This window comes from Xanthomonas sp. SS (assembly GCF_014236835.1).
In the GTDB taxonomy this organism is placed as follows: Bacteria; Pseudomonadota; Gammaproteobacteria; order Xanthomonadales; family Xanthomonadaceae; genus Xanthomonas_A.
In genome coordinates, this window is record NZ_CP051190.1 from 3527263 (window position 1) to 3545212 (window position 17950).

Annotated in this window: 13 protein-coding genes; 6 read left to right on the forward strand and 7 right to left on the reverse strand. The window is 67.9% G+C overall.

Annotated elements, in window-relative coordinates; all coding sequences use genetic code 11:
* Positions 1-47: 47 nt before the first annotated feature.
* From HEP74_RS14580 to HEP74_RS14610, 7 genes are all read right to left on the reverse strand, one after another.
* Positions 48-719, reverse strand: coding sequence for a hypothetical protein (locus tag HEP74_RS14580; RefSeq protein WP_221893126.1), 672 nt, complete (start codon positions 717-719; stop codon positions 48-50).
* A 218-nt stretch (positions 720-937) separates the two neighbouring features.
* Positions 938-2827: a M61 family metallopeptidase gene (locus HEP74_RS14585; protein WP_185813492.1), complete on the reverse strand. Its 1890-nt coding sequence runs from the start codon at positions 2825-2827 to the stop codon at positions 938-940.
* Between the two features lie 192 nt (positions 2828-3019).
* Positions 3020-3355 carry a cytochrome o ubiquinol oxidase subunit IV gene (gene cyoD, locus HEP74_RS14590; RefSeq protein ID WP_185813493.1) on the reverse strand — a complete coding sequence of 112 codons (336 nt, stop codon included), beginning with the start codon at positions 3353-3355 and terminating at the stop codon, positions 3020-3022.
* Entirely contained in the window at positions 3355-3981 is a 627-nt protein-coding gene (cyoC, locus tag HEP74_RS14595; protein WP_185813494.1) for a cytochrome o ubiquinol oxidase subunit III, read from the reverse strand. The genes cyoD and cyoC overlap by 1 nt, the downstream gene beginning before the upstream one ends.
* 3 nt (positions 3982-3984) lie before the next feature.
* Positions 3985-5985, reverse strand: a complete 2001-nt coding sequence (gene cyoB, locus HEP74_RS14600; RefSeq protein WP_185813495.1) for a cytochrome o ubiquinol oxidase subunit I — start codon at positions 5983-5985, stop codon at positions 3985-3987.
* The gene (cyoA, locus tag HEP74_RS14605; RefSeq protein ID WP_185813496.1) at positions 5985-6926 is read right to left on the reverse strand and encodes a ubiquinol oxidase subunit II; all 942 of its coding nucleotides are present in this window, start codon (positions 6924-6926) and stop codon (positions 5985-5987) included. The genes cyoB and cyoA overlap by 1 nt, the downstream gene beginning before the upstream one ends.
* A 388-nt stretch (positions 6927-7314) precedes the next feature.
* Entirely contained in the window at positions 7315-8118 is an 804-nt protein-coding gene (locus tag HEP74_RS14610; RefSeq protein WP_185813497.1) for a helix-turn-helix transcriptional regulator, read from the reverse strand.
* Positions 8119-8390: 272 nt separating this feature from the next.
* Here HEP74_RS14610 and HEP74_RS14615 point away from each other — a divergent pair, with 272 nt between their 5' ends.
* The 6 genes from HEP74_RS14615 (at position 8391) to HEP74_RS14640 (ending at position 17941) form a co-directional block, all read left to right on the forward strand.
* Positions 8391-9992, forward strand: coding sequence for a S10 family serine carboxypeptidase-like protein (locus tag HEP74_RS14615; protein WP_185813498.1), 1602 nt, complete (start codon positions 8391-8393; stop codon positions 9990-9992).
* Between the two features lie 3 nt (positions 9993-9995).
* The gene (locus tag HEP74_RS14620) at positions 9996-11513 is read left to right on the forward strand and encodes a S10 family peptidase (protein ID WP_185813499.1); all 1518 of its coding nucleotides are present in this window, start codon (positions 9996-9998) and stop codon (positions 11511-11513) included.
* Positions 11514-11594: 81 nt separating this feature from the next.
* A complete protein-coding gene (locus HEP74_RS14625) occupies positions 11595-13838 on the forward strand; it encodes a TonB-dependent receptor (protein WP_185813500.1) in 2244 nt (747 codons plus the stop codon).
* Between the two features lie 58 nt (positions 13839-13896).
* The gene (locus HEP74_RS14630; protein ID WP_185813501.1) at positions 13897-15381 is read left to right on the forward strand and encodes a S10 family serine carboxypeptidase-like protein; all 1485 of its coding nucleotides are present in this window, start codon (positions 13897-13899) and stop codon (positions 15379-15381) included.
* Positions 15378-17417, forward strand: coding sequence for an amidohydrolase family protein (locus HEP74_RS14635; protein ID WP_185813502.1), 2040 nt, complete (start codon positions 15378-15380; stop codon positions 17415-17417). The genes HEP74_RS14630 and HEP74_RS14635 overlap by 4 nt, the downstream gene beginning before the upstream one ends.
* Positions 17414-17941 carry a RidA family protein gene (locus HEP74_RS14640; protein ID WP_221893127.1) on the forward strand — a complete coding sequence of 176 codons (528 nt, stop codon included), beginning with the start codon at positions 17414-17416 and terminating at the stop codon, positions 17939-17941. The genes HEP74_RS14635 and HEP74_RS14640 overlap by 4 nt, the downstream gene beginning before the upstream one ends.
* Positions 17942-17950: the final 9 nt, after the last annotated feature.

The following is a 17950-nucleotide window of genomic DNA, read 5'->3' on the forward strand; positions in this document are numbered from 1 at the left end:
GTCGCTGCGGCTCTGGCAGCTTGAAAGGCCGTCACGACGTCGGTGCCTCAGGCGCCAGTGTCCTCGGGCTTAAGGCCCATCGAGTATTCCTCGATATCCTTGCCATCGACCCAACCGCTGGCGCAGTCGCCAGCGTAGTGACCATCCGGCTTGCGTGTGCAGGCGATGCCAGTCGTCGGGCGTTTCCATTCGGTCGGCGCGTCGGCGCCCTTGCACATCGCGTTGCCCTTGCAGAGCTTCACGGTACGGGTTGGAATCGCCATGACCAGGGCACGCACCAAAACCCCGTCCTTGCGTTGCGCCGCCCGCAGGCACAGCAGCTGGTTCACTCCGACATGGGCGACGGCCTTGCCTGCGGCTGGTTTGAAACTGTCCTTGAGCGTGACGCCGTTTTCTGCTCCAACAGCGCCGAACGACAGGTTCGAGGTGCAGTCGTCACCGGCGTCGATCGCCGTGCCGTCAATGGTGCAGGAAGTGTTGCCATGCGTGTCGCGGGTGCAGGCCACGGCAGAGCCAGGCGACGACGCCTGCAACATCACCTGCAAGGCGTGCGCATCGCCTGGCGCGGCTGACGCCGCCGAGGCTGTCAGCAGAACAACCAGGCTCAGTGTCCATCCACAAGAGTTGATGATCTGTCTCCTACCGAGAAGGCCCCTCACGCTGCCTTTGACGGAGCCGGCGATGGCCTTGTGGCTGGAATTAACGAACATGGTTGTCACGGGCTTCTCCTGAGCGATCTTTTGCACAATGCATACATCCGGGCAATCGCCGGCAACTGTGGTGCCGGCATGATCTGGACCCTGGCGTTCGGCGGCCAGCCGAAATCATCGACTGGGGCGCTCAGCGTGATTCGAGACCGCCCCTTGCCGCTGCGCGCTTTCATGTGCATTCGCTCTCCACATCATTCAACGTCGGCGTCATTGAATGCACGCAGCGCTCAGCGCGCCTTGTACAGCTCGCTCAACCGATCCGGCTTGCCGGCGATACGCTCCAGGTGCGGATACTGCAGGCCGCCGTGGTAGGCGATGCGCAGCGTGTCGTAGCGGTTGCCGCGCTTGACCAGCAGTTCGATCGGCGCGGTGCCGCCCTTGGCCGCGGTGATCGCCTCCTTGATCGTGTCGGCGCTGTACTCGCGGCCGTTGACCGCGACGATGCTGTTGCCGGCGATGATGCCGGCATCGAACGCCGGGCCGTCCCACAGCACATCCTGCACGCTGCCCTTGTCGTCCAGGCTCAGGCCCAGCGAATAGGTCAGGCCGACGCCCTTCTTGGTCGCCTCGTAGGTCTTGATCGCCTCGTTCGGCTGATCGGTGTAGACCAGCTTCCAGCCGCTGGCCTCGATGCCGCCGAGCAGCGAACCGTGGCCATCGACGCGGCTGCGCAGGAACGTCGCCCAGTCGTACTTGGCCACGCCGTCGAGGGTGGCGACGATGTCCTCGAAGGTGTACGGATTCACGTCCCAGGCGCCGTCGTGCATGCCGAAGAAGGCCTTGGCGAAGTCGTCGATCGAGCGCTTGTTGCCGCTCAGCTCGCGCAGCTTGGCGTCGGTCTCCAGCCACAGCATCTGCCCGCCGGAATAGTAGTCCTCGCTCATCTGGTAGCTGCGGTAGGCGCGCGGCCGGCGCAGCGACATGGTCGGATCGTTGGTGGTGTCCTGCAGCGCGCGCCAGGCCAGGCCGGGGCGGCCGCGCTGGTAGGTGGCGGCGACGTCGGCGAGCGCGTCGCGCGCCTGGCTCTGCGTCCACAGGCCGGAACGCGCGGACAGCACTTCGCCCCAGAACTGGGTCTGGCCTTCGTACAGCCACAGCAGGCTGTCGCCCATCGGCACGTTGAAGTTCGGCGTGGCCAGGTCGGCGCCGCGGCGGTACTTGCCGTTCCAGGAATGGTTGAACTCGTGCGGAAGCAGGTCGCGCCGGTCCCAGCTCTTGTCCCACTCGGTGAAGTAGTTGAGCGGGCCGCTGTTCTCGCTGGAGCGGTGATGCTCCAGGCCGATGCCGCCGAGCTTCTCGGTCAGGGCCAGCAGGAATTCGTAGTGGTCGAAATGGCGCGCGCCGTACAGCTTGTCCATCTGCTGCACCAGAGCCGCGTGCGCCTTGATCTGCTCGGGCTTGGCCTCCAGCGACTTGGCCTCGTCGGCGAACACGTTCAGGTACACCGGCGCCTTGCCGCCGGCATCCAGCGCGATGCGCTTGTAGTACTTGCCGGCGAACATCGGCGAATCGACCAGGTCGTCGAAGTCGATCGGCTTGAACGTCACCGTGTCGCCGACGCGGGTGGCGGTCTCCAGCGCGGTGGCGTAGCTCCAGCCCGGCGGCAGGGTCACGCTGGCCTGGGCCTTGATGTTGCGCGCGTAGTAGCCGGCCGGGTACAGCGCGGTGGTGTTCCACTGCAGGTTGAGCAGCTCCGGGGTCATCATCACCCGGCCCTGGCCGTCGCCCTGCGAGGACAGGAACTGGAACTCGGCGACGATCTCGCTGGCGCCCTGCGGCACCTCGACCTTGAACGCGTACACGTCGAACTGGTCGCGCTTCCACGGCAACACCTGGCCGTTGGCCTTGATCACCAACCCGGCCAGCTTGTCGATCGGCCCGGTCGGCGAATGGTTGCCGGGGATCCACTGCGGATACAGCAGGGTCATCGGACCCGGCGTGGCCGGCATCGTGGTGCGCACGCGGAAGATGCGGTGCGCCAGGTCGGTGGCGTCGACGTCGATCTTCAGGGTGCCGGCGAACGGCACGTCCTGCGGCGGCGCGGTCTGCGCCGAGGCCTGGAAGGCGGCGGTGGCGGCCAGCAGCAGCGGCGCCATCCAGGCGGTGGACTTGGTCATGGGGTCTCCAGTGGGGTGCGGCGAACGGACAACCCCTCGATGCTATGCCGCCCGCGCCGCGGCGTTCCATGCCATTGGTCATGCATCGGCGCCATTGCCGGCGACACCGGGCCAATATTCGCGCCGAGGCGAGCGCCACAACGCAAAAGGCCGCCCGGAGGCGGCCTTTTGCGTTGTGGCGACTGCGCGCCCTCAATGCATCATGTTGACGTTGAGGTTGTGCATGACCCACAGCGAGCCGATCACCACGATGCCGATGATCAGCAGCGAGAACAGGCCCACGTGCACGTTGGAGCGCTGCTCGGCGGAGCGGTCCATGTGCAGGAAGTAGATCAGGTGCACCAGCATCTGCACCGCGGCCAGCACCGCGATGACGATGACGGTCACGCCCTTGGGGAACGCGCCGCTCATCACCATGCCGAACGGGATCACGGTGAGCACCACCGCCATCACGAAGCCGATCAGGTAGGACTTCAGGCCGCTGCCGTGCGACTCGGCGTGTGCGTCGGAAGAAGAGTGGTTGGCCATTACAGCGCTCCCAGCAGGTAGACGATGGTGAACACGCCGATCCAGATCACGTCCAGGAAGTGCCAGAACAGGCTCAGGCACGCCAGGCGGGTGGTGTTGCGCGGGGTCAGGCCGTTCTTGGCGATCTGGATCACCAGCACCGCCATCCACAGCAGGCCCGAGGCCACGTGCAGGCCGTGGGTGCCGACCAGGGTGAAGAACGCGGACAGGAACGCGCTGCGGCCGGGGCCGGCGCCCTCTTCGATCAGGTGATGGAACTCGTAGATTTCCATGCCCAGGAAGCCCAGGCCCAGCGCCGCGGTGACCGCCAGCCAGCCATACAGGCCGCCCAGGCTGCGCTTGTGCGCGGAGATCATCGCCAGGCCGAAGCTCAGGCTGCTGAACAGCAGCAGGAAGGTTTCCACCAGCACGAACTTCAGGTCGAACAGTTCCTTGGCGGTGGGGCCGTCCACCGTCGCGCCGGCCAGCACCGCATAGGTCGCGAACAGGCCGGCGAAGAGCAGGCAGTCGCTCATCAGGTAGACCCAGAACCCGAACACGGTGTTGCCGCCGCTGTCGTGGTGGGCGTGGTCGTCGTGGCCGTCCGCGTGGACGGCGTGGTGGTTGTCGAGCGTCGTGGAGGACATGGTTCAGACCGCCTTTGCGGCATGTGCCGCCTGTTGCTGTTCCAGCAGGGCGAAACGCGCGTTCTCGATGCGTTCCACTTCCTCTGCCGGCACCCAGTAATCGACGTCGTCGTCGAACGTGCGCGCGATGAAGCTGCCGATCATGCCGACCAGGCCGATGATCGCCATCCACCAGATGTGCCAGATCAAGCCGAAGCCCAGCACCACGCTGAAGGCGCCGATCCAGACCCCGGCCGCGGTGTTGCGCGGCATGTGGATCGGTTCGTACTTGGCAGGACGCGTCCAGGCCTTGCCCTTGACCTTGTCTTCCCAGAACTGGTCGCGGTCGTCGATGTGCGGCAGCACCGCGAAGTTGTAGAACGGCGGCGGCGAGGACGTGGCCCACTCCAGCGTGCGGCCGCCCCACGGGTCGCCGGTCAGGTCCAGGTTGTCCTTGCGCTTCCAGACGCTGTAGCCGATCTGCACCAGGTTCAGGAAGATGCCGATGCCGATGATCGCCGCGCCGGCCGCGGCCACCATCAGCCACGGCGCCCACTCCGGGTGGTTGTAGCTGTTCATGCGCCGGGTCATGCCCATGAAGCCGAGCACGTACAGCGGCATGAAGGCGACGAAGAAGCCGACGATCCAGCACCAGAACGAGGCCTTGCCCAGCGTCTCGTTGAGCTTGAAGCCGAACGCCTTCGGGAACCAGTAGGTCAGGCCGGCCAGGTAGCCGAACACCACGCCGCCGATGATCACGTTATGGAAGTGCGCGATCAGGAACAGGCTGTTGTGCAGCACGAAGTCCACCGCCGGGATCGCCAGCATCACCCCGGTCATGCCGCCGATGGTGAAGGTGATGATGAAGCCGATCGTCCACAGCACCGGCGCGGTCATGCGTACCCGGCCGCGGAACATGGTGAACAGCCAGTTGAAGATCTTCACCCCGGTGGGGATGGAGATGATCATCGTGGTGATGCCGAAGAACGCGTTGACGTTGGCGCCCGAGCCCATCGTGAAGAAGTGATGCAACCACACGATGAACGACAGCACGCCGATCGCCGAGGTCGCATACACCATCGAGGTGTAGCCGAACAGGCGCTTGCTGCTGAAGGTGGCGATCAGCTCGGAGAAGATGCCGAACGCCGGCAGGATCAGGATATAGACTTCCGGGTGGCCCCAGATCCAGATCAGGTTGACGTACATCATGGCGTTGCCGCCACCGTCGTTGGTGAAGAAGTGCGTGCCCAGGTAGCGGTCGGCACCCAGCAGCGCCAGCGCCACGGTCAGGATCGGGAACGCGGCGATGATCAGGATGTTGGTGATCAGCGCGGTCCAGGTAAAGATCGGCATGCGCATCAGGGTCATGCCCGGCGTGCGCATGCGCATGATCGTCACGAAGAAGTTGATGCCGGTCAGCAATGTGCCTAGACCCGATATCTGCAAGGCCCAGATGTAGTAGTCGACACCGACCCCTGGACTGTATTCCAGCCCCGACAGCGGCGGATACGCCAGCCAGCCGGTCTGGGCGAATTCGCCCACGCCCAGCGAGATGTTGACCAGCGCCGCGCCGGCCACGAACAGCCAGAAGCTCAGCGAGTTCAGGAACGGGAACGCCACGTCGCGCGCGCCGATCTGCAGCGGCACGATCAGGTTCAGCAGGCCGGTCATGAACGGCATGGCCATGAAGAAGATCATGATCACGCCGTGCGCGGTGAAGATCTGGTCGTAGTGGTGCGGCGGGAAGATGCCTTCGTTGCCGCCGTGCGCGATCGCCTGCTGGGTGCGCATCATCGCCGCGTCGGCGAAGCCGCGCAGCAGCATGACCAGCGCCACCAGGATGTACATCACGCCGATGCGCTTATGGTCGACCGAGGTGAACCACTCCTTCCAGAGATAGCCCCACAGCTTGTACTTGGTGACCGCCGCGGCCACCAGCAGGCCGAGCAGGCCGGCGCCGCCGAGGGCGGCCATGATGATCGGCTCGTGGTACGGAACCGCCTCGAGCGTGAGTTTGCCTAGCATCACTTGTCTCCAGAAGTGCACATGGCGACCGGCTCAGCAGCCGATGCCGGATGGTCGTCGTGGCCTTCCATGTGGTGGCCCTTGCCCATCATGTATTTGTCGAGCAACGACTTGAACATGCCGTCCTGCACCGACGAGTAGTAGGTCACCGGGTACTGCGCCTTGTCGTTGCGGTTGGCCGCCAGGATCTGGAACTCGGCCTGGTCCAGCGCCTTCGGCGCGGCCTTGACCTTGGCCACCCAGGCGTCGAACCCGGCCCGGTCGGTGGCGTGCGCGGTGAAGCCCATCTTCGAGAAGCCGTGGCCGCTGTAGTTCGCCGACAGGCCGAAATAGTCGCCCGGCTCGTTGGCGATCAGGTGCAGCTTGGTCTCCATGCCGGCCATCGCGTAGATCTGCGTGCCCAGGTGCGGGATGAAGAACGAGTTCATCACCGTATCGGAGGTGATCTTGAAGTTCAGCGGCGTATCCACCGGGAACGCGATCTCGTTGACCGTGGCGATGCCCTGCTCCGGATAGATGAACATCCACTTCCAGTCCAGCGCCACCGCCTCGATGACGATCGGCTTGACCTTGGAGTCCAGCGGCTTGTACGGATCCAGCTCGTGCGAGGAGCGCCAGGTCAGCACCGCCAGCACCAGGATGATCATGCACGGGATCGACCACACCACCACCTCGATCGCGGTGGAATGCGACCAGTTCGGCTCGTAGCGGGCCTTGGTGTTGGACGCGCGGTAGCGCCAGGCGAAGGCCAGGGTCATCACGATGACCGGGACCACCACCAGCAGCATCAGCACCACCGAGGTGATCAGCAACGTCTTTTCGTCGTGGCCGATCTGCCCCTTGGGGTTGAGAATGGCCGCGTCGCACCCGGCCAGCAGCAGCGCGGGCAGGAGCAACAGACCGGAGCGCAGCGAGCGCCGGAGTTGTTTCAACGGAATCATCGAACGATCCAATTGCGTAGGGGATGCGGAACGCGCAACGGCAAACGGGAGCGGCCCGGACGGGCGTTTCCGCGTTTCCTGCGGCATCCTGGCCGGCATGCGCGATCGACCACGCATTTTATGCTGCCGTGCGGCATCTCCGAAAGCCATTGACAAGGCCGAGCGTGCGCACAGGCGTGTTTTTGCGTGCGACACATTGCCGCACCTGCGTGCGACGGATCGCCGCAGCCCGCCCGCGACGTGCAGGCGGCGACTCCGATCTCGTCACATTTGAGATGACATCGGGCGCGGCCGGCGCCGCTTCGGCACGGCGTTTCTTCGTTCAACGAGGGTCGGCGTCGCGACCGGCCACGGTGCGAGCGCCGCCGCGTCCCTGCCCGCTGGGGCGCTACGGCCGCGCCGCCGCCTTCTTCTGCTTGATCTGCTCGATGTAGTTGTAGATGGTGAAGCGGCTGACCCCCAGCGCCGCCGCCACCTGCTCCACGCTGTTGCGGATCAGGAACAGGCCGCGATGCATCATCGCCTCCACCGCGTACATCTTCTCTTCCTTGTTCATCAACGCCGGCGGCTTCATGAAGCGCTTGACCGCGTCGTCGATGATCTCCTGCATCATCGCCTCCAGCCCGACCTCGCCGGCGGGCGCCTCGCTGCGCGGCGGCTTGGCCTTCCGGTGCAGCATCTGCTCCAGCCAGCCATGGGCCATCTCGAACACGGTCATGTCGGCGTTGAGGCACAGCGCGGCCACCGGCTGGCCGGCGCCGTCGCGGAACAGCAGCGTGGCCGAACGCAGATGGCGGCCGGCGGCATTGGTGGTCTGGTACTCGTCGACGATCGCCCAGCTGATCGTGCCGGTACCCGCCACGTCGCGGTAGAGCTCGCTGAAACCGGCGTCCTCGCGCGGGCCGCTGAGGATCGGGTCGCCGAGGTTGCGCCCGGACACATGGCCGTTGGCGATCGCCAGCACCGAGGCCCCGGGCGCGGACAGGTCGTGCAGCACCACTTCGATGTTCTCGCCGATCACCCCGCCGAGCAGGGCCACCACCGGCTTGAGCAGTTCGAACAGGTCGCGTACCTGCACCCCCGCGCTCAGCCCCTGCGCAGGTGCGGGAGCAGGCGCCGCCTTGCCAGGCTTGCGCTTGGCGGCGGGTGCCCCGCCCTTCTGCGGCGCCCCACTCTTTTTCGCTGTTGCCATCGAATCGTTCCGTCCCAGAGGAGTGCCCGGCGCAGGCGCACCGGCCATCTTGCCGGCTGCGCCGGCGGGCGTCGAGACGGCAGCGCAACGGCGCAGCTCCGCACAGGAACGATGTGACGCGGTCTTGACATACAAATTATTTTTGTATATCAACAAACTGTTGAAGCAACACCGAGCTCGCGGCGCCAGGGGGTGACGCGGGCCGGCCAACCACCGTCGCGCCCTCGCATCGGGCGCCGCGCCACGCTGCACCGGGGACAACCAAGCAGACCATGTCGACGTCCATGCCGTCCGCCAGATCGTGCTGTCGCGCCACTGCCTGGCTGCGTCCGTTCGCAGTTGCGGCGGCGCTGTGGCTGGCCGGCTTGGCCAGCGCCGCGGCGGCGGTCCCGGCGCATGCCGACGTGCAGGTGCGCTCGGCCGGCAGCGTCGCCGTCGAGGGCCATGGCACGCTGCGCTACGCGGCCGAGGCCGGGTTGCTGCCGATCCACGACGATCCGACCGGGCGGCTGCTGGCGTCGGTGTTCTTCGTCGGCTACAGCGTCCCGGCCAGTGCCGGCGCGGTGCGGCCGCTCACCTTCCTGTGGAACGGCGGCCCCGGCTCCAATGCCGCGCAGCTGCACATGGGCGTGGGTCCGCGGCGCCTGGATACCGCCGATCGCCTGCCGGACTGGACCCCGGCGCAGAGCGAGCGGCCGCTGGTCGAAAACGCCGACAGCTGGCTGGGCGCCAGCGATCTGGTGTTCGTCGATCCGCTGGGCACCGGCTACAGCCGCGCAGTCGACGCCAAGGACCTGCCGACGCTGTACACCTCGCATGGCGATGCGGAAGTCATCGCCGAAGCGATCCGGGTCTATCTCACCCGCCACGACGCCTGGGACCGCCCGCTGTACCTGGCCGGCGAAAGCTATGGCGTGACCCGCGCAATGCTGGTCGCCGCAGCGTTGCAGCGACGCGGCATGCCGGTACGCGGCGTGGTGTTGGTGTCCTACAACTTCGACCTGGGCACGCCGCCGGCAGCCTACCCGGAAGACGCATTGAACGTGCCGCAGTTCACCGCCGCGGCGCACTACCACCGGCGCCTCGACGCCGCGCTGCAGGCGCTGGACGAAACGACTGCGGTCGCCCAGGCGCAGGCTTGGATGCAGCAGGATTACCTGCCGTTTCTGACCACGCCAGCGACGCAGACGCCGGAGTCGCGGCGGCGGATCCTGGCCGGGCTGGCGCGCTTCAGCGGCCTGCGCGCGCAGGACATCGACGCCAGGCAACTGACCATCTCCACCGCCGATTTCGCCGACCGCCTGCTCGCCGACCAAGGCCTCGAGCTGGGCCGCTACGACCTGCGCATGACCGCGCCGCGGCGCGCCAAGGACGCCCCGTGGATGCCGGGCATCGACCCGAGCCTGCTGCCGATGGCCGGCCTGATGAACGGCACCTCGCGCGTGTTCAACCGCTATCTGCGCCAGCAGCTCGGCTTCGAGAGCGACCTGCTGTATCGCGGCCCGTTCGGCAACGCATTCCATCCATCGCCGCGCTACACCGACCCGAAGTCCGGCATGCCCGACGACTGGATGGCGCAACTGTGGGATTTCTCGCAGAAGCTTCCCGAAGGCGCCGATGCGCCGCTGCGCAAGGCGATGGACCAGGACCCGCAGCTGCGCGTGCTGAGCCTGCGCGGCCGCTACGACGGCTGGCCCTGCGAAAGCTCGGTGGAGACCGCCCGCGCCGCCGGCCCGCGCTACGCCGCGCGGGTGACCAACCTGTGCCTGCAGGGCGGACACATGTGGTACTCCGAACGCGCCAGCCGTGCCCAGGGCCGCCGCGCGTTCGAAGCCTTCCTCGCCGCCTCTCCCTCGCTTCCCAGCACGGACTAGCCCATGCGCTCCGCGACCGCACGCCCCGGCCCTGTGCCGCCGAAGACCCGACTGCTGCAGCCGCTGCTGGCGCTGGCCCTGGCGATGGCCTTGCCTGCCGGCAACGTGGTGCACGCCGCCGAGTTGGGCTTCGTCGATCCAACCACGCTGGACCAGGTGTCGTTGCCCACGCCGGTCACCACGCAGCACCGCGGCGTGTTCAACGGCCAGCGCATCGCCTACGCGGCGACAGTGGAAACCTATGCCACCACTGACGCCGCCGGGCGCCCGGCGGCACGCCTGGTCTCCACCGCCTACGTCGCCACATCCGCCGCCGGCGCGCGGCCGCTGATCTTCGCCTTCAACGGCGGCCCGATCGCCGCCAGCACGCCGCTGCATTTCGGCCTGCTCGGTCCGCAGCGGCTGGCCGTGCCCGACGACCTGCAGGCCAACGCCGCCGGCTTCAAGCTGGTGGACAACCGCTATTCGCCGCTGGACGCGGCCGACATCGTCATCTTCGATCCGGCCAGCACCGGCTACAGCCGCGTCGCCGAGGGCGTGGCGCCGGCCAGCCAGTTCTCCACCCGCGCCGACGCGCGCCAGCTCGCGCAACTGGTGGCGGCGTGGCTGGACCGGCATGGCCGCCGCGGCTCGCCGGTGTACCTGCTGGGCGAAAGCTACGGCACGCTGCGCGCACCGGAAGCGGCCACGCAACTGCAGGCCGCCGGCATCGGCGTGGACGGCATCGTCCTGCTCGGCCAGGCCGCCAACATCCTCGAATACGCGCAGCGGCGCGACAACATCGTCAGCTACGCGGTGTCGCTGCCGACCCTGGCCGCGCTCGGCTGGTACCACGGCAAGGTCGATCGCAAGGGCCGCAGCCTCGCGCAATTCGTCGATGAAGCCTCCGCCTACGGCCGCGAGCGCTACCTGAGCACCCTGTTCCTCGGCAACCGCGCCAGCGCGCAGCAACGCGAAGAGGTGGCGCAGGCGCTGCAGTCCTTCACCGGCCTGTCGGCGGACACCTGGCTCAAGGCCGACCTGAAGGTCTCCAAGGTCGCCTACGCGCGCCAGCTGTTCCCGGGCCGGATCCTGGCGTCCAGCGATGGCCGCTACCTGCTCGACGCGCAGGGCAATTCCGGCAGCGTGCCCGACTACAACGCCGTGGCCGAACGCTACTACCGGCAGGTGCTGAACGTCCCCGCGCAGGTGGGCCACTACTCCACCGCGCTGCCGACCTCCAGCGACTTCAATGCCTGGGACTGGGACGCCAACAAATCGCCGTTCGGCGACTACCCGTGGGTCGGACAACTGCGCCAGCTGCTGGTATCGAATCCGAAGTGCCGGCTGCTGGTCGGCAACGGCTACTACGACAGCCAGACCACGATCGGCGCGATGGATTATCTCGCCGCGCAGTCGGGCTTTCCGATGCAGCAGGTGCGCACTCGCTACTACGAGGGCGGACACATGATGTACACGGTCGAGCACACCGCCGCCGGCCTCGCCGACGACATCCGGCAGATGGTCCGCCGCACCTGGTGACATGACATTCCGCAGTTCCCGCAGCACCCGTGGTTCGCGCTCCACCCATCCCGCCCACCGCCCGCCAGACGAGTCCCGCCCATGTCATCCGTAGCCCGCCGCAACCGTCTCTCCCAGTTCATTTCGCGCGCCCTGTGCTGCCCGGCCAGCGCGCTCCTGCTGCTGCCGTCCATCGCGCTCGCCCAAGACGACGGCGCCACAGCGGCCAAGCAGCTGGACACCATCACCGTGACCGCGCAGAAGCGCAGCGAGCGGCTGCAGGACGTGCCGATGTCGATCCAGGTGCTCAACACCGAGAAGATGAGCAGCGAAGGCAGCTACAAGCTGGCCGACTATTTCGCGCAGTTGCCCGGCCTGTCCTACATCCAGTCGCCGATGAGCAGCAACATCGTACTGCGCGGCATCGCCACCGATTCCGGCCTCGGCAGCCGCCCGACCTCGGGCATCGTCATCGACGACGTGCCGTACGGTTCGGCGCTCAGCACCGGCGCCATCCCCGACCTGGACCCGTCCGACCTGCAGCAGATCGAAGTGCTGCGCGGCCCGCAGGGCACGCTGTACGGCGCCAGCAGCATGGGCGGGCTGATCAAGTACGTGATGACCGATCCGGACACCAGCGCGACCTTCGGCCGCGTCGAGGCCGGCGGCTCCACCGCCGCGCACGGCGGTTCCGGCTACAACGCGCGCACCTCGGTGAACCTGCCGTTCTCCGACCGCTTCGCGCTGCGGGTCAGCCTGTTCCAGCGCCAGGATCCGGCCTTCGTGCACAACACCAACAGCGGCGACGAGAACGACAGCCAGGTGCGCGGCGGCCGCGTCTCGGCGCTGTGGAACGTCAGCGACACGGTGACCGTGCGTTCCTCTGCGCTGTTCCAGGACACCGAGACCGGCTCCAGCTCGGTGGTCGACACCGATCCCGACCTGCATCCGCTGTACGGCCAGTACAGCCACGACCGCATCAGCGGCGGCGACACCTTCAAGGGCCAGGTGCGCTTCTACACCACCAAGGTCAGCTGGGATCTGGGCTGGGCGATGCTGGACAGCATCAGCGGCTACGCCCAGCACCGCAGCCGGGCCTACCAGGACGTGGGCTACACCACCATCGGCCGGCTCGCGCCGGTGTTCGCCGGCATCTTCGGCCTGGACAGCGACAACCCCAGTTCGCTGATCGACAACCGCTACAACACCGACCGCACCACCCAGGAAGTGCGCCTGGTCTCGCAGGGCGAGCATGCGCTGGACTGGCAGGTCGGCGCGTTCTACAGCGACGAGGAAGCCAAGAGCACGCAGAACTTCTACATCGCCGACAAGACCAGCGGCACCATCTACCGCGACTTCCCGCTGCTGGTCTCGCTGGGCGACAGCACCTACCGCGAGAAGGCGGTGTACGCCGACGGCACCTACCATTTCACCCCGCAGTTCGATATCCAGTTCGGCGCCCGCTACGCACGCAACAGCCTGCGCGAGAACAGCGACACCGGCGGCCTGCTGCAGGACCCGAACCAGAGTTTCGACAGCAACAAGGACAGCGCCACCACCTACCTGTTCTCGCCACGCTACCGCTTCAACGACGAGTTGATGACCTACCTGCGCGTGGCCTCCGGCTACCGTGCCGGCGGCAGCAACGGCACCCTGGTGGCCAACGTCCCGTTCTCCTACGACTCCGACAGCCTGTGGAGCTACGAGCTGGGCCTGAAGACCCAGTTGCTGGACCACTCGCTGAGCCTGGATGCGGCGCTGTTCTACATCGACTGGAGCGACCTGCAGATCTCGCAGGTCGAGCCGACCCTGGGCAGCAGCTACACCACCAACGCCGGCAAGGCCAGCAGCCAGGGCCTGGAACTGTCGGTCAACTGGGTGCCGTCGGCCGACTGGAAGGTCACCGCCAGCTACGCCTACACCGACGCCACCCTGGCGCAGGACATCCCCGGCTACACCGAGGGTTCCTCCGCCTACGGCAAGGACGGCAATCGCCTGCCGTACTCGGCGCGCAACAGCGCCTCGGCCTCGCTCAAGCGCTATTTCCCGCTGGGCAGCAACCTGGAAGGCTTCGCCGGCGCCGACGTGGCCTACATGGGCGATCGCGACATGGAGTTCACCACCTCGGCCAGCATCCCACGCATCCACCTGCCCAGCTACACCACCGTCGGCCTCAACGCCGGCGTGCAGGGCCAGGCCTGGAGCGCCACGCTGTACGTGCGCAACCTCACCGACGAGGTCGGCTACATCAACGCCAACCGCCGCGGCTCGCTGGCCAGCTCGCCGCTCGGCGCGACGATCATCCAGCCGCGCACCGTGGGCCTGACCCTGGCCTGGGATTATTGATGCGCATCGCCGGCCGCCGCACAGCGGCCGGCCCTTCTTCCCGTTGCGGAATTCCCCGATGAAATGGATCCACGGCCTGGCTCTGCTGCTGTGCACGGCGTTGCCGTTCGCCGCAGCCGCCGAAGATGCGGCGCCGCTGCCGAAACCGACCCTGCTGTCCAGCCCGCAGCAGGCCCGCCTCGGCGAGCAGCGGCTGCGCTATCGGGTCAGCTTCGACCAACTCGATTTCGCCGGCGCGGACGGCGCCCGCGTCGCCTCGATCAGCGCCATCGGCTATCTGGCCGAGCGTACCGATGCCGACACACGGCCGGTGCTGTTCGCCTTCAACGGCGGGCCGGGCGCATCGTCGGTGCTGCAGGTCGAAGGCCTCGGCCCGCGGCTGCGCGTGCGCGACGGCAAACGGCAGACACTGATCGCCAATCCGCACAGCATTCTCGATGCCGCCGATCTGGTGTTCATCGATCCGCCCGGCACCGGCTTCAGCCAGGCCCCTACCGATGCCGCCGCACGCGCGCGCTACTGGTCCGACCATGGCGACGCCAAGACGGTGGAGGCGATGATCCGGCACTGGCTGAAGACGCACGGGCGCGAACGCGCGCCGCTGTACATCGCCGGCGAAAGCTACGGCGGCTACCGGCTCGCCCTGCTCGCCGCGGACATCGCCGACCTGCGTCCGGCCGGCGTGCTGCTGGTCTCGCCGCTGCTCGATGCCAGCAGCGGCGACGACAGCCCCGGCAACGACCTGCGCGCTGTGTTCGACCTTCCCTCGCTGATCGTCGCCGCCGCCGCCCACGGCAAGGGCGAGCTGGCCGGACAACCGGTGGAAAGCGTCTATGCGCAGGCGCGTACGTTCGCGCTCGGCGATTACGCGCAGGCCCTGCTGCAGGGCAGCGCCCTGCCGGCCGACGCGCGCAGCCGCATCGCCGCGCGCCTGGCCGCGCTGCTTGGCGTGCCGGCGCAAACGCTGCTCGCAGCCGACCTGCGCCCGGACGTGGAAAGCTTCCGGCTTGGCGTGCTCGCCGCCGACGGCCAGCAGATCGGCCGGCTCGACAGCCGCGTCGCCGCGCCGCTGCCGGCGCCGCAAGCGGCGGACAACGGCCGGCCCTCGGCCGCCAACGATCCGGCGCTCGGCCTGGGCCGCAGCAACCAGATCACCTCCGCGGTAATGGCCGACTACCTGCATGGCCTGTTCGGCGACGGTTTGCCGCGCGACTACGTCAGCCTGGACATCGATATCGCCATGGCCTGGCGCTTCAGCGCCGACGATGGCGCCGGCCCGCGTCCGTTCGGCAGCGCGCTGCGCTTCAATCCCACGCCGAACCTGGCCCGCCTGGCGCAGGCCAATCCCGGCTTCCATGTGCTGGCGCTCAACGGCTATTACGACCTGGCCGTGCCCGCGCTCGGCCCCTGGTACGCGCTGCACCACAGCGCCCTGGATCCGGCGCGCATCGATTTCCGCCTGCTGCCCGGCGGCCATGCGGTGTTCGCGGAAGACGCATTGCGCCCGCAATTGCATGGCCTGCTGAAGGACTTCCTGCAATGAGCCGCACGCTGCCGCTGTCCATCGCCATCGCCATCGCCATCGCCTGCACGTTCGCCGGCCACGCCGCGTGCGCCGCCACCGCGCCGCAATCGCTGGTGCTGATCGCCAACGGCGAGAACGTCGGCTACCTGAAGGCCACGGCCAACGGCGACACCTACGAGGTCGACTACCACGTCGACAACAACGGCCGCGGTCCCAAGCACCACGAGACCATCGTGCTCGGCGCGCATGCGCTGCCGCTGGCGTGGTCGATCGCCGGCACCTCGCTGATGGGCGGCAAGGTCGCCGAGCGTTATCAATGGCGCGACGGCATCGCCGAATGGAGCAGCCAGGCCGACAGCGGCCGCACGCCGCGGCCGCGACCGGCGCTGTACATCGCCAACGACAGCAGCCCCTGGGCGATGTGGACCTACGCCAAGGCCTTGCTGGCCGCGCCGGACCACGCCCTGGACGTGCTGCCCAGCGGCCGCATGCAACTGGAACTGGTCGGCACGCTGGCATTGCAGGGCCAGGCCGGGGCGCCGCCGCTGCAGGCGCGGCTGCTGCGGCTGTCCGGCCTGGACCTGGAACCGCACTACCTCGCCGTCGATGCCGACGACGCGCTGCTGGCCGACATCGACGACGACGCCATGGCGATCCGCGACGGCTACCAGGCGCAGGTGGCGACCATCGCCGACGCGGTGAAGGCGCAGCAGTTCGCGCATGCGCAGGCATTGCAGCGCCAGCTCGCGCATCCGCTGACGCGCGATCTGTGGCTGCGCAACGTGCATGTGTTCGATCCGGTCAACGGACTGCGCAGCGACGCGGTGAACCTGCATGTCGCCGACGGGCACATCGTCTCGATGGACGCGCGCTGGCAGCCGGCGCCCGGTGACAGCGTCTACGACGGCAACGGCGGCACGGTGATTCCCGGCCTGCACGACATGCATTCGCACAGCACCCTGTCCTCCGGGCTGTGGTACCTCGCCGCGGGCGTCACCAACACCCGCGACATGGGCAACGACAACGCCTTCCTGCTCGACCTGACCGCGCGCATCGAACGCGGCGAGATCGCCGGCCCGCGCATCGTGCGCAATGGCTTCCTGGAAGGCCGCAGTCCGTATTCGGCGCGCAACGGCTTCGTCGTCGATACGCTGGACGACGCGCTGAAGGACGTCGCCTGGTACAAGGCCCACGGCTACTGGCAGATCAAGCTCTACAACTCGATGAACCCGGCCTGGGTGGCGCCGATCGCCGAACGCGCGCATGCGCTGGGCATGGGCGTCACCGGCCACATCCCGGCCTTCACCAACGCCGACGCGATGATCGCCGCCGGCTACGACGAGATCACCCACATCAACCAGCTGATGCTCGGCTGGGTACTGTCCCCCGAAGAAGACACGCGCACGCCGCTGCGGCTGACCGCGATGCGGCGCGTCGCCGACCTCGACCTGGACGCGCCGAACGTGCGCCACACGCTGCAGCTGATGCGCCAGCGCGACATCGCCCTGGACACCACCGAGGTGATCGTGGAGCGGCTGATGCTCAGCCGTGCCGGCAGCGTGCCGCCCGCCGATGCGCCGTACCTGTCGCACATGCCGATCGCCTACCAGCGCTACCGCCAGCGCACCTTCGTCCCCGACCTCGACGCGCAGGCCGACGCGCAGTACCGCCGCGCGCTGGACAAGACCCTGCAGCTGATCGGCCGCCTGCACCGCCAGGGCACCGTGCTGCTGCCTGGCACCGACGACAGCACCGGCTTCACCGTGCACCGCGAACTGGAACTGTACGTCGCCGCCGGGCTGACCCCGCAGCAGGCGCTGCGCGCCGGCACCTGGCAGAGCGAGCTGCATTTCGGCCGCACCGACCGGCTCGGCAGCGTGCATCCGGGCAAGCAGGCCGACTTCGTGCTGCTGCCCGGCGATCCGACCACCGACATCGCCGCGATCCGCCAGCCCGCGCTGGTGGTGAAGGACCAGACCCTGTACCTGCCCGCCGAGATCTACCGCGCCCTGGGCGTGGCCCCGTTCGCGCCGGCCCCGAAGAAACTTCAATGAACCCGATCCCGCATCCCATGCAGACCCCGCACGTCCTCCCCTCCGACACCGTGAGCGCGCGCCTGCGTGCGCTCGGCATGACCTTGCCGCCACCGCTGCGCGTGCCCGACGGGGTGATCCTGCCGTTCGCGCCGGTGCACGTGATCGGCACCCGCGTGCTGATCTCCGGCCACGGCCCGCAACACGCCGACGGCAGCATGGCCGGCGGCGTCGGCCGCGTCGGCGACGAACTGGATGAAGCCCAGGGCTATGCCGCCGCGCGCGCCACCGCCCTGTCGATGCTGGCCAGCCTGGAACGCAGCCTGGGCAACCTGGAACGCATCAAGCGCTGGGTGCGCGTGTTCGGCATGGTCCGCTGCGCGCCCGGCTTCCAGCGCCTGCCGAACGTGATCAACGGCTGCTCGGACCTGTTGCTGGCGCTGTGGGGGCCGGAACTGGGCCAACATGCGCGCAGCGCGGTCGGCATGGCCGAGCTTCCGTTCGGCATCCCGGTCGAGATCGAAGCCGAAGCCGAACTGCATTGAACTGACCCT

Excerpts from the sequence above, each read along its gene's own strand:
- HEP74_RS14625 (WP_185813500.1), top strand. The coding sequence starts at position 11,595 with ATGTCATCCGTAGCCCGCCGCAACCGTCTCTCCCAGTTCATTTCGCGC.
- cyoD (WP_185813493.1), bottom strand. The coding sequence starts at position 3,355 with ATGGCCAACCACTCTTCTTCCGACGCACACGCCGAGTCGCACGGCAGC.
- cyoA (WP_185813496.1), bottom strand. The coding sequence starts at position 6,926 with ATGATTCCGTTGAAACAACTCCGGCGCTCGCTGCGCTCCGGTCTGTTG.
- HEP74_RS14585 (WP_185813492.1), bottom strand. The coding sequence starts at position 2,827 with ATGACCAAGTCCACCGCCTGGATGGCGCCGCTGCTGCTGGCCGCCACC.
- HEP74_RS14610 (WP_185813497.1), bottom strand. The coding sequence starts at position 8,118 with ATGGCAACAGCGAAAAAGAGTGGGGCGCCGCAGAAGGGCGGGGCACCC.
- HEP74_RS14640 (WP_221893127.1), top strand. The coding sequence starts at position 17,414 with ATGAACCCGATCCCGCATCCCATGCAGACCCCGCACGTCCTCCCCTCC.
- HEP74_RS14635 (WP_185813502.1), top strand. The coding sequence starts at position 15,378 with ATGAGCCGCACGCTGCCGCTGTCCATCGCCATCGCCATCGCCATCGCC.
- HEP74_RS14620 (WP_185813499.1), top strand. The coding sequence starts at position 9,996 with ATGCGCTCCGCGACCGCACGCCCCGGCCCTGTGCCGCCGAAGACCCGA.
- HEP74_RS14615 (WP_185813498.1), top strand. The coding sequence starts at position 8,391 with ATGTCGACGTCCATGCCGTCCGCCAGATCGTGCTGTCGCGCCACTGCC.
- HEP74_RS14630 (WP_185813501.1), top strand. The coding sequence starts at position 13,897 with ATGAAATGGATCCACGGCCTGGCTCTGCTGCTGTGCACGGCGTTGCCG.
- cyoC (WP_185813494.1), bottom strand. The coding sequence starts at position 3,981 with ATGTCCTCCACGACGCTCGACAACCACCACGCCGTCCACGCGGACGGC.
- cyoB (WP_185813495.1), bottom strand. The coding sequence starts at position 5,985 with ATGCTAGGCAAACTCACGCTCGAGGCGGTTCCGTACCACGAGCCGATC.